Origin of the sequence: Streptomyces coeruleorubidus (genome assembly GCF_008705135.1) — a bacterium.
GTDB lineage: Bacteria > Actinomycetota > Actinomycetes > Streptomycetales > Streptomycetaceae > Streptomyces > Streptomyces coeruleofuscus.
In genome coordinates this window covers 2,299,673-2,314,311 of sequence record NZ_CP023694.1, presented here as the reverse complement: position 1 = coordinate 2,314,311, position 14,639 = coordinate 2,299,673, and the positions used below count along the sequence as shown (strand labels likewise).

The following is a 14,639-nucleotide window of genomic DNA, read 5'->3' as shown; positions in this document are numbered from 1 at the left end:
GTCGCGCGTGGCACCCATTTCGCCCACATCCCTGCGTGTGCTGGACGGATCGACCGTCACCACGCTGGAGGACATCGATGGGCCGGTGGTCATCCGCGGCCTCCAGGACGAATGGCGGGCGCGAGAACTCTGGACTGTGGATCATTTCCGCCACCAGTACGGCGGACTTCGCGTTCCGGTGCGTGAGTACCCGGCCGGATCCGAGTACGAATATACGCTTTCCGAAGACGGACTCGCCGATTTCCTGGACTACTGGGAGAAATCCCGGGCGGATCATTCCCTAGCCCGGGACCGGCGGTATCTCGCCGAATGGAATTTCGTCCGCGACTGCCCCGGGCTCCTCGACGACTTCAGCATTCCGGCGATCTTCTCCGACGACTGGATCGAACGGCTCCCGGAACAGGTCCGCTTCGGAAGAATGTGGATCTTCTTCGGAGAGCCCGGCTGCTCGACCGGACTGCATTGCGACACCTTCTCCACGAGTGCCTGGCTGGCCGTCCTCGCCGGCAGCAAGGAACTGCGGCTGGTGACGCCCGAGGCGGGCAGGGCACTGCGGGCCGACGACAGCCTGTGGTCCGAGCGCACCCACGACGAGGTGCTGCGGAAGTCCGCCGGCCCCCTGTACGAGGTGACGCTGCGCGCCGGCGACACGCTCTACATCCCCGGCGACTGGTACCACGAGGTCCGCAACCCCGAGCGCAACCTCATGCTCACCGCCAACTTCGTCGAAGAGCGCAAACTCCTGTCCTTCCTCGCACAGTTCGAGACCCGTCTCACCGAGCCCCTCTCGGTCCTCCGGCAGGCTCGCAACGCCCAGATCCGCACGTGGGCGGGCGGCGACGGACGGCACGACGAACTGGCGCGGGAGGAGTTCCGTGCCCGGCAACTGGACTGGGTGCGCGCCATGACCAGCGACCTGCGCGAGTACGAGCGTGCCCTGCTGGAGTGGGACGCCCCGGGCGCCGGCGCGACGGAGGCGCCGAACGGTGCCCGCTGAACCCGCCGAGTGCGTAGCGGCGTTCGACTCCATGCCGGGCACGCTGGAACAGCCCGGCTGGTGCGACCACAGCGGGCTGCAACTCGCCGCCCTGACCACGCGTCCGCTCGTCGCGCCCGGTGCCACGGGGCCCGAGCCGATGGGAGCCAGGTCGGTCGACAGCTCCGCCGACGGACGCCGGCACGACTTCGCCGTCCGCCCGGGTGCCCGCTGGGCCGACGGCAGCCCGGTCACGGCCACCGACTACGCGCGGGCCCTGGACCGCGCGACCGCCTCGGCCACCGTCACCGGTTACTGGCTGCGCCACGTCGAGCAGGTCAGCGGCCGGGGAGACCACCTGCGCGTACGGCTCGCGCAACCCGATTTCGGCTTCCCGCTGCTGACCTCCCTCCCGGCACTCGCCCCTTACCGGGGCCGTACCGACGGCGTCGGCCGGTACCGGATCGTGCGCACCGCGCCGCGCACGATCGTCCTCGACCGGACCCCGCACACGCCGGGCGGCGCCCCCCGTGTGGTTCTGCGCCGGGTCAAGAGCCCTGAGCGCAATCTTGAGGGCTTCGCCGCAGGGCGGCTCCACGTCACGTCCGACACCGCCTTCCCGCTGCACCGTGTCGCCGAGTTCGCCGACCACCCGTCCCTTCGGGTACGGCAGCCCGGCATCATCGTGGCGCTGTGCTTCGAGGGAGACCTGCTGCGCCCGGAGGCCGAGCAAGACCGACACACCATCCGCGACGCACTCGCCGCACCCGGCACCGGCGCCCTGTTGCCCGCCCCGCTGCTTCCGCAGCACGGCTTCCTGCCCGTACGGGACTTCGACCGGGCCTTTCGCGACGCCGCGCGGCGCACGGCCCCCGCCCCCGCACCCATGCGGAGAGCCCTCGCCGGCCCCCGCTACCGGCTCGCCTACGACACGTACTACCCGAACCGCGAACTCGCCCGCGCCGTCGCACAGATGCTCGCCCGGGCGGATATCCCGGTCGATCTCGTCCCCGACCGTTACGAGCACCGTTCCCACGCCGCCGACCTGCGGCTCAACCTCTTCCGGGGCCTGCGCTCCGATCCCCTCGGCGTCCACCGGGGCCTGGTGTTCCTGGAGGCGCTGCGGACCCATGAGGCGCTGGAGTCCTACGTGAAGGTGCTCGAGCGCCACGACACCGCCCCGCAGACCCCCGGATCCCTGGACGAGGCCGTGGCGGAGCTGGACGGCATCCTCGCCCGCCACGCCCTGTGCGTCCCCCTCGCCGAGATCCCGGGCATCTTCCTCGCCCGGCAGCCGAAGGCCCCCTGGGAGTGGTCATGACGAACCGACCTGTGATCGACGGGCCGGTGGCCGGCGGGCACGAGAGCGACCGGCCGGCGGCCCGCGCACCGCAGGACACCGCGCCGTCCGCGCTGCGCCTGCGTTTCCCCGCCGGTGTCATGCTGCGCGCCGGCACGACCCTCGCCGCCGGGGACGCCGGGGAGCTCCTGGTGATCGGCGAACGCGGCTTCAGCGTCGAAGGGGCGGACCGCGCCCTGTGCGCGTGGGCGGGACGGCTCGCCGAGGGGATGCGCTGGCCCGCTCCCGAAGCGCTCACCCCCGGGCAGGAGGCCCTGCTGGCGGCGTTCGCCGCCCGCGACCTGCTCGTGCCGCTGCCGCGCACCGACACCGTCGACGCGTACACCAAACAGCGCCGCTGGCTCGCGCACACCGGCACGGACCCCGACGCGGCCCAGGAGCGGATCGCCCGGCACCAGGCGGTCGTCGTGGGCTGCGGCGGCACCGGTGCGATCGTCGCCACCCACCTGTGCGCCATGGGAGTGCGCCGACTGCTGCTGGTCGATCACGACGCGGTCGAAGTGACCAACTTCAACCGGCAGTTCACCTACCGGCAGGCCGACCTCGGCCGGCCCAAGGCGGAGGCCCTGCGGGACTTCCTGCTGGAACGCCACCCGGAGGCCGGGATCACCGCCGCGCGGGTCTTCGTCGACGAGGACACGATCACCGGGCTCGTCCCGCACGAACCCGGCGAGTGGACCCTGTTCTGCTGCGCGGACCGGCCGGTCGGCACCCTCGCCGCGCTCCTGGCCGGGTTCGCCCGTGACCGGGGCGGGTCGGTGCTCTTCGCGGCGGCGGGGCTCGACGAGGCCGCCGTCGGTCCCCTGCTGAGGCCGGACGACACCGCCGCGCACCAGGCCTTCGCCCAGGAGATGGAAGCGGTGGGCGCCGTCGCCCGGAGCGCGCTCGCCGACCCGGTGATGAGCGCCTCGGTCGCCCCCGTGAACACCGTGACGGCGGCCTGGATGGCCGGCGAGTGGCTGAACGGCGTGATCCTGGAGCGCCCCGTGCGCTCCCTGAACACCCGGTTCGTCGTGGACCTGGGGAACTCGTCGACGTATGAGGAGAGAACGTGGCGTTGAACAGCTCCCCGGCCGCACGGGCCGTGACCCTGGAGGTCCGGCACCGGCGGGAGAACGGCCCGCTGTCCGCACGGGCGCGGCACCTGCGTGAGGTCTTCGGGGTGGAGACCGCCGAGGAGACGGTGGCCCTCCAGCCGGTCACCGTCACGCCCCGCGGCATCACCCTCATCACCGGCTTCAGCGGCACCGGCAAGTCGAGCCTGCTGCGCGAACTGTGCCGCCGTACCGACGTGCGCACCGTCGCGGACCTGCCGCCGATCGGCCCCACGGACCGGGTCGTCGACCTCTTCGACAGCGACGTCGAGGAGACGGTCTCGTGGCTCGGCAGGTTCGGCCTCGGCGAACCACGGCTGATGATGTCCCGGCCGGAACACCTCTCCGACGGGCAGTACCACCGGCTCACCCTGGCCCGCCTCGCCCACGGCGGACCGGGGCTCATCGCGGTCGACGAGTTCTGCTCCAACCTCGACCGCACCACGGCCAAGGTCATCGCCCACAACTTCCAGCGGGCCTGCCGCTTCCTCGACCTCGACGCCGTCGTCGCCACCGCCCACGAGGACCTGGACGACTTCCTCTGCCCGGACGACCACATCCGCCTCGACTTCGACGGCACGGTCGGCAGGACCACCGGCACCCGTGTGCCGGGCGAGCGCATCGAGCACTGGATCGGCGAGGAGTTCACCGAGAGGGCGGGGGACCGGGCCGACTACGAAACCCTGGCCGGCTACCACTACCGCGCCGAGGACGAGCGGTGGATCGACTGGGAGAACCTGGTCACCGAGGTGCGCACCGTCCGCGTGCGCGGACTGCTCGTCGCGGTCAAGGTGTTCTGCCGCCCCTTCCCCCGCGAGTTCGAGGCGCTGCCCACCCTGCGCCGGATCAACGAGTCCGTCCTGTGCCAGGAGCGCGTCATCGTGCACCCCGCCTTCCGCGGGCTCTCCCTGAACGCGCGCATGTGGCCGGGCACGGAACCGGGCACCGCACCGCGACAGCGGATCCTCTTCGCCCAGTCGGCGCTGGGCCGGCTCTTCCCCTTCCACCTCCGCGCCGGCTACCGGCGTGTCGGGCACCCCTCGGAGACACCGGCCCAGGAACAGCTCGACCTCGCCGACGTGCTGCGCCGCCACGATCCCGGCATCAACCCGAACTCCACGAAAGCCATCACCGCCCTGCTGCGCAGCGCGCCGGACGACGTGCTGTCGGAGATCCGGGCCACGGCCGCCGCGGCCTTCGACCTCGCCACCCGGCGGCAGATCGTCTTCCTGGCGGACCTGGCCGGTGCCGACGTACGGCAGGAGGACCTCGCGTTCGTGAGCCGGGCCTCCGCCGACGCGGCGCGCACGGCGGATCCGGAATCCCTGGCAGTGATGGTGGAAACGGCAACCCCCTACCGGATGGCCGGCTTCGTCCGCGAGTGGGCCCCCGAGCACGGATGGCGGGTGGCAGCACATGGAAGCGATGACCACACCGGTACCCTCGCGGCCGCACACCGCTGACCAGGACGGTGCGCCCGGCACCCACCCGGACCTGGCGGCCCTGGGCGAGCGGTTGCGCGAGACGGAGGCCAGGACCGGGGTCCGGGTCGACCTCTTCGTCGAGCGGGTGCGCGGCACCGAGTGCTTCGTCCCGGACGACGCGACCGTCACCGGGGAGCCGTACGAGCAGGCCGGCTTCGCCGTGCGGATCCGCCACCGTGACGGTGAGGGGTACGTCGCCCTCAACAGCCTGTCCGGCGAAGCGTTCCGGCTCGGCGTCCGGGCTGCCGCCGACCGGGCCGGAGCCGAGCGGTTCGACACGGACGGCCTGGCGGCCACGGTGCTGCGGGCCGCAGGCCATCTGGAGTCGCGCGGCCCCGGCGTGGCGGTCGCCGCGCCGTCGGCGGAGCTGCTCCGTACGGCCCGCTCGTCGGCCCTGCGCGCCGCACGCGGCGCCGCCTCCCTCACCTCGGTGTCCGTCTCGTACTCCGGAGCCGCCCGGGACTTCCTCCGGCTCGGGCCCGGGATCGCGCACCTGGAGGAGACACAGCGATGGCACCTGGTGTCCTGCCGGGCCGTCGCGGACGGCACGGGCGGCCCGGTCGTCGGATACCGCAAGGCCGGAGTCCGCGACCTCGGCGCCTGGGAGTCCGGCCTCGACATCGTCCGGGTCGGGCGGGACGCGGGCCGCGCCGCCGTGGCCAAGACGACGGGCCGGCCGGTCACCGAGCGGAACGTCACGCTCGTCATCGCCGCCGGAGCCAGCGGCGTACTCGCCCACGAACTCCTCGGCCACCCGCTGGAGGGCGACGTCGCGGCCCGCCGGCTGGCCGGGGTGGCCTGGCGCGAGGGTGATCGGATCGGCCCGGCCGGGCTGCACGTGGCCGACGACCCGGGGCTGGCCGGCGGCTGGGGCGGCTTCGCGCACGACGACGAGGGCGCCCCGGCCCGCCTGCGGCGCCTGGTCCGGGACGGCACGGTGACGGGCTTCATCGACGGCGCCGGACGGCAACGCAGGCAGTCGTTCCGGCAGCCACCGCTGACCCGGATGAGCAACGTGTACGTCGATCGGGGGCCGGACGACCCGGCCGCGCTGACGGCTTCCGTCGGCCACGGCTTCCACGTCGCCCGGCTGGGCGGCGGACGGGTGCACGAGGACGGCACGTTCGCGTTCGGCGCGGTGGACGTCCGCCGTATCCGGGACGGTTCGGTCGCCGAGCCGGTGTCCGACGCCGTCGTCACCGGACACGTGGCGGCCGCCCTGACCGGAATCCGGGGCATCGGCGACGACTTCGCCATGGGGAGCCCCGCCGCCTGCGCCAAGTACGGCCAGGAAGTCCCCGTCGGGGACGGCGGGCCCACGCTGCTCGTCACCGGCCTGGACATCGAGCCCTCGCACGCCTCCCCGTAACGGCCCCGCCCCATCGCCCACCCGCCGCACGACCCAGTCGAGGAGACGACCAGGACATGATCACCGCAGACATCGCCATCGTGGGCAACGGTGTCCTCGCCCTGTCCACCGCGTTCGAACTGACGCGCCGGGACGACTCCCTCTCGGTCGCCGTCATCGGGCCGAAGGACCTGGAGGGCGGGGCCACTCCGGCGTCCGGCGCCATGCTCAACTGCTTCGCCGAGGTCACCAAGTACACGCTCGCCTCCGACGCGTCGCGTGCCAAGTTCGACATGTGCCGGGACTCGCTGACCCTCTGGCCCGAGTGGCTCGACCGGGTCTGCGAGGTGTCGGGGCACGACCGGCCGCACACGGTCTCCGGTACCGTCGTCGTCGAGAACGCGGTGTCCGGTGTCCTGGACTCGGAGAACTTCGACGCGATGCTGGACGCGGCCGCCAAGTACGGGGAGACGCACGAGCTCGTCGGCCCGCGCGGTATCGGCGGCCTGGACCCGACCCCGACCGCACGGCCCCTGCGTGCCCTGTTCCTCCCCGCGGAGGGCGCGGTCGACAGCGGTGCGGTGTCCGAGGCGCTCCGGGCGGCCCTCGTCGCGCGGGGCGTACGGTTCGTCGACCAGCCCGTCGGCGCGCTCGTCCGCGAGGACGACCGGGTGACCGGCGCGATGCTCGCGGACGGTTCCCGTGTTGCGGCGGGCACGGTCATGGTCGCCGCCGGGGCGTTCACGACACCCCTCCTCGACACCGTGCTCGGCCCGCACGACGTACAGCCCGTGTTCTCCGGCACCGGCATCGCCGCCGTCACCCACCGCTCCGGCGCCGAGCAGTTCGGCCATGTCGTGCGTACCGTCAACCGGGCCGGCTCCTGCGGGCTGCACGCCGTTCCCTTCCCCGGCGGGCGTGACTACATCGGTGCGACCAACGTGGTCTTCGCGACCCCGCGCACCCGTCCCTCGGCGGGCCTGAGCCACTTCCTACTGCAGTGCGCCATCGACCAGTTGAACAACGACTTCGCCTTCGCGCAGATCGACGAGTGGCGCGTGGGCAACCGCCCGGTGACCCTCGACACCTTCCCCCTGCTCGGCCCGGGCCCCCTGGAGGGACTGCACATCGCGACCGGAACGTACCGGGACGGCTTCCACAACAGCCCCCTGATCGCACGCATCATGGCCGACGGCATACTCGGCGGCGCGCAGCCGTACGAGCACCCCTTCCGCCCCGACCGCCGCCCGATCAGCGTGTTCACAGCGGCCGAGAGCGCGGGGGAGACGGCGTACCAGGGGGCGTGCACGGGGTTCGAGGCTTCCCTCGTCCTGCCCCGGCTGTGGCGGCACGACGCGGTTCCCGCGCTGTTCGCCTCCGGCGCGGTGCGTATGTACGAGGACCTCGACTCGTCCCACGGGCTGTCTCCCGATATCGTTCCGTTCCTGGTCGCGGGTGCCTTCAGTGAGGACGGCCCGGACCGGGACGCGTATCTGCGGGTGAAGTCGCTGCTCGCCGATCGGGGGGCCTCATCGGGACTGGAGACGGTGCGTTGACGACGGATTCGGGCGAACTCGCGCAGGACAGCACGAGGGAGCCCGACGACCCCGCGGCGTCCCTGCGCGTGGCACGGAGCGTGTCCCGCCCCTTCTACCTGTACGCGGTGCTCGCGAACTCCCTGTTCCAGCGTGGGGTGTTCGTTCTCTACCTGGTCCACCAGGGTTTCTCCGCCGCCCAGATCGCCCTGCTCCAGACCCTGCTGTACATCGTCAGCGCGCTGGCCGAGATCCCGACCGGGTTCATCGCGGACCGGGTGGGCCGCAGGGCGAGCATCGTCATCGGGCAGGCGCTGATCGGCGCCTGTCTCATCGGCCAGGTGACGCTGTCGGGATACGCGGCGTTCGTCGTGCTCTTCGCGCTGCAGGGCATCGGTATGGCCTGTGTCTCCGGCGCGGAGACCGCCCTGCTCTACGACCTCCTCAGGCGCCGCGGGGCCGAGACGCACTACGTGAAGGTCAAGTCCCGGTACGCGACGTTCGGCGCCACCACCATGGCCCTGGCCATCGCGCTGGGCGGCAGCCTCCAGCAGGTCTCCTGGGAGCTGGTGTACCTGGCCTCGGCGTGCGCACTGCTGCTCGCGGCCGCGGTGCTGCTGACCCGGGTCCCCGAGATCAGGGGACAGGACGCCGCCGCACTCGACGAGCCCGGGGAGGCGGACGACGAGGCGGGCCGGTCGTCCGCCGGCCCCGTGGCCTCGCCGGAACGGGCAGGCGCCCCCCTCTCCAAGGCGGCCGTGCTGCGCCACCTCACCCCCCGGCTGGCCTCGCTGGTCGTGGTGTCCGCTCTGATGCACGCCACGATGACCCCGTACTTCATCTTCACCCAGGAGACGCTGAGCCATCAGGGCATCGCCACGACGCTGGTCAGCGTGGTGATGGCGGCCGGTTACCTGATCGGCGGCTTCGCCCCGCTGCTGGCGGACCGGGCAGACCGGCGTCTGGGAGTGCAGCTGCTGGTTCCCCTGACCTTGCTGGTGCTCGTGGCCGCGCTCGGGTTCACCAGCCTCGGCCTGGCGTGGCTCACCGTCGGTGTGTTCCTGCTCGCCGTCGGTGCCCCGGACATCACCGCGGTGGTGGTGGACAACGTCTTCAACGAGGGGGTTCCCTCCCGTTACCGGGCGAGTCTGCTGTCCATCATCACGTTCGTGGAGTCCCTGCTGATCGGCTGCGGGTACCTCGTGCTGGGCTGGCTGGTGGACCGGGCGGGACCGAGCCACGGGCTCGCCTGGTACGCGCTCGTCCCCGCACTCGCTCTCGCGCTGAGTGTCCCGGCCCTGCGGAAGGGGACCTGGGTCAAGGGCGAGAAGACCGGCTGACGCCTGCCGAGGGCGGCCTGACGCCGGTGACGGGCGGTCGCAGCAGGGCCGCCGTCACCAGCAGGACCACGCCCAGCGCCACCAGCACCGGCCGGTGGCTCACCAGCTCGACCAGGGCCGCCCCGGCGGCCAGCCCGACCACGTTCGGCGCGTACACCAGCGTGCCGGCGGTGGCGGTGACCCGGCCCAGCAGCGCATCCGGCGTCTCGCGCTGCACGGACGTCAGCGTGGCGATCAGCACGGCGGGCAGCCCCGCCCCGATCGCCGCGCTGCCCACCAGCGCCGACGGGTCGGACGGCACCGCCCGCAGGGCCACCGCGAGCGCCAGCAGGGCGATGCCGAACGCCGCGAAGCGCCGCTCGCCCAGGCGGCGCAGGGCGGTGCCGGAGAGCAGTCCGACCGCGATCGACCCGGCGCCCTGCACGGCGTACAGCACACCGGCGTACGCGGGGGAGCGGCCGAGGTCGTCGACGACGGCGTAGAGCATCGCCCCGTTCAGGCCCGCGCACAGCATGGTGGCGCCGCCCGCCAGGACCAGGGGGCGCAGCACGGGGTGCGCCCACAGGTGGCGGACGCCCTCGGCGGTCCGCTCCCGGCGGCTGCCGGTGGGCGGCGCCGGCTTCTCCTCCCGTACCCGCAGCACCGCGTACAGGCCCGCTGCCAGGACGAACGTCGCCGCGTCCAGGAGGGCGACGCTCGCGCCGCCGAACGCCGCGTACAGGCCCGCGCCCGCCATCGGGGCCAGGAGCTTCATGCCCTCGTTGGCCGTCATGCGCAGGCCGTTGAAGTCGCCGAGCAGCGACGGGTCGACGGCGGTCGCGACCAGTGCCGATTCGGCCGCGTCGTGGACGACGCCCGCCGCGCCGTATACGAACAGCACGGCGTAGAGCAGCCAGAGATCACCCGGGGCGTCGACGGCCACGAGGGTGAGCAGGAGGGCGCCCAGCAGCAGGTTCAGGCCGATCAGCAGCGGTTTGCGGCGGACCCGGTCGGCGAGGGTGCCCAGCAGCGGGCCGGCCAGGGTCGGCAGCCACAGGGCGAGCACGCACAGCGCGGCCAGCCCGTCCGAGCCGGTCAGGTCCTTGACCCACACCCCGGACGCCAGCCACAGCGCCGAGGTGCCGAAGCCGGAGACCACCACGCCGGAGAGGTAGAGCCCGGCGTCGCGGTCGCGCAGGACACGCACCACGGGCCAGGTCGTTCTGTTCGTCATGCCTGGTCATCGTGGCTCTAAGGCCCGTGCGCGGGAATCGGGAAAGTGCCGTAGAAAACGGGCGGCCGGGCGATGAGTTCCGCGGTCGCCGTCGGTCTACCTCCCAGGAACGAAACCAGGAGGAACAGCGGATGACCGACACCACCCCGACCCTCGACCTCGGGCCGCAGACGGCGGCCCTGGCGCGTCTGGCCGAAGGCGTCACCGACGGGCAACTGGCGGACCCGACGCCCTGCCCGGAGTACGCGGTGCGCAACCTGCTGGGCCACCTGGTCGGGCTGACCGTCGCCTTCCGTGACGCCGGCCGCAAGGACCTGGGCGCCACGACCGACACCAGCCCGGGCTCCGCGCTCCCGGACATCGGGCCCGGCTGGCGCGAGGAGCTGCCCACGGTCCTCGCCGAACTGGCCGAGGCCTGGCGCGACCCGGCCGCCTGGACCGGCATGACCCGGGCCGGGGGCGTCGACCTGCCCGGCGAGATCGCGGGGCTCGTCGCCACCGACGAGCTGGTGATCCACGGCTGGGACCTGGCCCGCGCGACCGGCCGGCCGTACGCCCCCGACCCGGCGGCGCTCCAGACCTGCCACGACTTCCTCGCCGCGTCGGTCGACGACCCCAGCCGGGGCGAGATCTTCGGCCCCGTCGTCCCTGTCGGGCCGGACGCGCCCCTGCTGGACCGGGCGGTGGCCCTGAGCGGGCGGGATCCGGGATGGAAGCCCAGGTCGTAGAAGGCTGGAAGCCCAGGCAGTAGAGGGCTGGAAGCCGAGGCCGTAGAAAGCGATTGCTACTTCCTTCGTCAGAAGCATTGACGAAACAAACGCGCCCTCTTAACGTCATCGCGTCGTACTTCGTACGTCATATATGAGACGCGATACGCGAGATCCGATACGCGATCCCCAGGGACGCGAGATCCGAGAGGCGCGCATGACCTCTGTGCCCACGCCGATCCCCTCCCGCACGCAGTACGTGCTGGAGGGGATCAAACACCGCATCCTCACCGGGCAGTTGACGCCGGGCCAGGCGCTGGTCGAGACCGAGCTCGCCGCGCAGTTCGGGGTGTCGAAGACCCCGGTGCGCGAGGCGCTCAAGACCCTCGCCGGGACCGGGCTGGTCGTGATGAGCCAGTACAAGGGCGTCACGGTGCGCATGGTGGACGCGGACATGGCGCGCGAGGTCTACGACGTGCGGCTGCTGCTGGAGCCCGAGGCGCTGAAGCGGGCCGTGCACCGCGGGGCTTCCCTTGAGGCCGCCCGCTCCGCGCTGACCAGGGCCGACGCCGCCACCGACACCGCCGAACGCTCCCTGGCCAACCGGGAGTTCCACCGCGCCCTGTACCTGCCGTGCGGGAACCCGCTGCTCGGCCGGATGCTCGACGAGGTCCGCGACCAGGCCGCCCTCGTCTCCGCCGTCGCGTGGGCCGCCTCGCCCTCCTGGGAGCGGGAGGCCGGCGAGCACCGCGAGATCCTCCGGCTCGCCCTCGACGGCGACGCCGACGGCGCGGCCCGCGCCCTCCACTCCCACATCGCGTCCTTCGTGCAGCGTGCTTTCCCCCAGGCGGGACTGGAACAGGAAGGTCAGGAATGAGCAGCGTGGCGTTCGAGACCCAGCGGGCCGCCCTGGCCGACGTGGTGGCGATCCCGGTGACGCCGTTCGCCGAGGACGGCTCCGTCGAGCAGGACACCTACCGGGCCCTGCTGCGCCGCCTGCTCGACGGCGGCATCACGACCCTCACCCCGAACGGCAACACCGGCGAGTTCTACGCCCTGACCCCCGAAGAGCGGCGTCTGGTCACGGAGTTGACGATCGACGAGGCCGGGGAGCGGGCCGTCGTCCTGGTCGGCGTCGGGCACGACATCCCGACCGCCGTCGCCTCCGCCCGGCACGCCCGTGACCTCGGCGCCCGGATGGTGATGGTCCACCAGCCCGTCCACCCGTACGTCTCGCAGGCCGGCTGGGTCGACTACCACCGCGCCGTCGCCGAGGCCGTGCCCGAGCTGGGTGTCGTGCCGTACATCCGCAACGCACAGCTCACCGGCGCCCGCCTCGCGGAACTCGCCGACGCCTGCCCGAACGTCATCGGCGTGAAGTACGCCGTCCCGGACGCCGCCAAGTTCGCGGCCTTCGCCCGGGACGCCGGGCTGGAACGGTTCGTGTGGGTGGCCGGCCTGGCCGAGCCCTACGCGCCCTCCTACTTCTCCGCGGGCGCCACCGGCTTCACCTCCGGGCTCGTCAACGTCGCCCCGGCCGTCTCCGTGAACATGATCGAGGCGCTGCGCTCCGGCGACTACCCGGCCGCCATGAAGGTCTGGGAGCAGATCCGCCGCTTCGAGGAACTGCGCGCCGCGAACGGCTCCGCCAACAACGTCACCGTCGTCAAGGAGGCCCTCGCCTCCCTCGGGCTGTGCCGCCGCGAGGTCCGCCCGCCGAGCAGGCCGCTGCCCGAGGGCGAGCGCGCCGAGGTCGCCGCCATCGCCGCCGGGTGGTCGATATGAGCACACCGAAGAGGCGTCCGGAGGACCTGCGCAGCCACCAGTGGTACGGCACCGAAGGGCTGCGTACCTTCAGCCACCGCGCCCGTACCCGCCAGCTCGGCTACCTGCCCGAGGAGCACCTCGGCAAGCCCGTCATCGCGATCCTCAACACCTGGTCGGACATCAACCCCTGCCACGTGCACCTCAGGGACCGTGCCCAGGCGGTCAAGCGCGGTGTCTGGCAGGCGGGCGGTTTCCCGCTGGAGTTCCCGGTCTCGACCCTGAGCGAGACCTTCCAGAAGCCGACCCCCATGCTCTACCGCAACATGCTCGCCATGGAGACCGAGGAGCTGCTGCGGTCGTACCCGGTCGACGGGGCCGTCCTGATGGGCGGCTGCGACAAGTCCACGCCCGCCCTGCTCATGGGCGCGTCGAGCGCGGACCTGCCGGCGGTGTTCGTGCCGGCCGGGCCCATGCTGCCGGGCCACTGGCGCAACGAGGTCCTCGGTTCCGGCACCGACATGTGGAAGTACTGGGACGACAAGCGGGCCGGCGTCATCGGCGACTGCGAGATGCAGGAACTGGAGAGCGGCCTCGCCCGCTCGCCCGGTCACTGCATGACGATGGGCACGGCGTCCACCCTGACCGCCGCCGCCGAGGCCCTCGGCGTCACGGTCCCGGGCGCCTCCAGCATCCCGGCCGTCGACTCCGGGCACGACCGGATGGCCGCCAAGGCGGGCATGACGATCGTCGAACTGGTCCACAAGGACCGGAAGCTGAGCGACATCCTCACCGCCGACGCCTTCCACGACGCCGTGACGACCGTGCTCGGCCTCGGTGGCTCCACCAACGCCGTGATCCACCTGATCGCCATGGCCGGCCGCGCGGGCGTCCGGCTCACCCTCGACGACTTCGACCGCATCGCCCGCACGGTCCCGGTGCTGGCCAACGTACGGCCCGGCGGACAGACGTACCTGATGGAGGACTTCCACTTCGCGGGCGGCCTGCCCGGGTTCCTCTCCCGGATCACGGACCTGCTCCACCTGGACCGGCCGACCGTCTCGCACGACACGCTGCGGGAGCAGCTGGCCGGCGCGCAGGTGCACAACGACGAGGTCATCCGGACCCGGGACAACCCGGTCGCCGCCGAGGGCGGGGTCGCCGTGCTGCGCGGCAACCTCTGCCCGGACGGCGCCGTCATCAAGCACATCTCCGCCGAGCTGCACCTGCTCAAGCACACCGGACCCGCCGTCGTCTTCGACGACTACAAGACCATGCAGCGCACCATCAACGACCCGTCGCTCGGCATCACCCCCGACCACGTGCTCGTGCTGCGCAACGCCGGTCCCAAGGGCGGCCCGGGCATGCCCGAGTACGGGATGCTGCCCCTGCCCGACTACCTGCTCAAGCAGGGCGTCCGGGACATGGTCCGCATCTCCGACGCCCGCATGAGCGGCACGAGTTACGGCGCCTGTGTGCTGCACGTCGCTCCCGAGTCGTACGTGGGCGGACCGCTCGCCCTCGTCCGCACCGGCGACTCCATCACCCTGGACGTCGAGGCGCGCACCCTCCAACTCCATGTGGACGACGAGGAGCTTCAGCGGCGCAGAGCGGACTGGACACCGCCGCCCACCCGGTACGAGCGCGGCTACGGCGCGCTCTACAACGAGCAGATCACGCAGGCCGACACCGGCTGCGACTTCGAGTTCCTGGCCCGTCCGGGCAAGGTGCAGGACCCGTACGCGGGCTGAACCCACGCGCCACCCACGCACGACGGCACCACCCACGCACCTCAGCACGACCCGGCACGACCCTGCA

General features: G+C 72.5%; 12 protein-coding genes. 11 read left to right on the top strand and 1 reads right to left on the bottom strand.

From position 1 onward, the window contains the following. The first annotated feature begins 7 nt into the window (after positions 1-7). The 7 genes from CP976_RS10795 to CP976_RS10765 are packed head-to-tail and all read left to right on the top strand — an operon-like array spanning position 8 to position 9,137. Positions 8-997, top strand: a complete 990-nt coding sequence (locus CP976_RS10795) for a cupin-like domain-containing protein (RefSeq protein WP_167537317.1) — start codon at positions 8-10, stop codon at positions 995-997. Continuing rightward, positions 987-2,297, top strand: a complete 1,311-nt coding sequence (locus tag CP976_RS10790) for an ABC transporter substrate-binding protein (RefSeq protein WP_150480147.1) — start codon at positions 987-989, stop codon at positions 2,295-2,297. Before CP976_RS10795 ends, CP976_RS10790 begins: the two co-directional genes overlap by 11 nt. After that, positions 2,294-3,397 carry a ThiF family adenylyltransferase gene (locus tag CP976_RS10785; protein WP_150480146.1) on the top strand — a complete coding sequence of 368 codons (1,104 nt, stop codon included), beginning with the start codon at positions 2,294-2,296 and terminating at the stop codon, positions 3,395-3,397. The genes CP976_RS10790 and CP976_RS10785 overlap by 4 nt, the downstream gene beginning before the upstream one ends. Beyond that, positions 3,388-4,893, top strand: coding sequence for a hypothetical protein (locus tag CP976_RS10780; protein ID WP_150480145.1), 1,506 nt, complete (start codon positions 3,388-3,390; stop codon positions 4,891-4,893). Before CP976_RS10785 ends, CP976_RS10780 begins: the two co-directional genes overlap by 10 nt. Beyond that, positions 4,856-6,283, top strand: coding sequence for a TldD/PmbA family protein (locus CP976_RS10775; protein WP_167537316.1), 1,428 nt, complete (start codon positions 4,856-4,858; stop codon positions 6,281-6,283). Before CP976_RS10780 ends, CP976_RS10775 begins: the two co-directional genes overlap by 38 nt. Positions 6,284-6,339: 56 nt before the next feature. Next, the gene (locus tag CP976_RS10770; RefSeq protein ID WP_150480143.1) at positions 6,340-7,818 is read left to right on the top strand and encodes an NAD(P)/FAD-dependent oxidoreductase; all 1,479 of its coding nucleotides are present in this window, start codon (positions 6,340-6,342) and stop codon (positions 7,816-7,818) included. Further along, entirely contained in the window at positions 7,815-9,137 is a 1,323-nt protein-coding gene (locus tag CP976_RS10765) for an MFS transporter (protein ID WP_308430029.1), read from the top strand. The genes CP976_RS10770 and CP976_RS10765 overlap by 4 nt, the downstream gene beginning before the upstream one ends. On the opposite strand, the gene CP976_RS10760 is transcribed toward CP976_RS10765, so the two are convergent. Then, positions 9,115-10,350 (bottom strand): MFS transporter, encoded by a 1,236-nt coding sequence (locus tag CP976_RS10760; protein WP_150480142.1) that lies wholly within the window; start codon positions 10,348-10,350, stop codon positions 9,115-9,117. The two genes, CP976_RS10765 and CP976_RS10760, sit on opposite strands and share 23 nt — an antisense overlap. Positions 10,351-10,481: 131 nt before the next feature. Between CP976_RS10760 and CP976_RS10755 the strand changes: the two genes are divergently transcribed. The 4 genes from CP976_RS10755 (at position 10,482) to araD (ending at position 14,572) form a co-directional block, all read left to right on the top strand. Further along, positions 10,482-11,078, top strand: a complete 597-nt coding sequence (locus CP976_RS10755) for a TIGR03086 family metal-binding protein (protein ID WP_150480141.1) — start codon at positions 10,482-10,484, stop codon at positions 11,076-11,078. Between the two features lie 196 nt (positions 11,079-11,274). Continuing rightward, entirely contained in the window at positions 11,275-11,934 is a 660-nt protein-coding gene (locus CP976_RS10750) for a GntR family transcriptional regulator (RefSeq protein ID WP_037670479.1), read from the top strand. Then, on the top strand, positions 11,931-12,842 hold the full coding sequence (locus CP976_RS10745; RefSeq protein ID WP_150480140.1) for a dihydrodipicolinate synthase family protein: 912 nt from the start codon (positions 11,931-11,933) through the stop codon (positions 12,840-12,842). The genes CP976_RS10750 and CP976_RS10745 overlap by 4 nt, the downstream gene beginning before the upstream one ends. After that, positions 12,839-14,572: an L-arabinonate dehydratase gene (gene araD, locus CP976_RS10740; RefSeq protein ID WP_150480139.1), complete on the top strand. Its 1,734-nt coding sequence runs from the start codon at positions 12,839-12,841 to the stop codon at positions 14,570-14,572. The genes CP976_RS10745 and araD overlap by 4 nt, the downstream gene beginning before the upstream one ends. Positions 14,573-14,639: the final 67 nt, after the last annotated feature.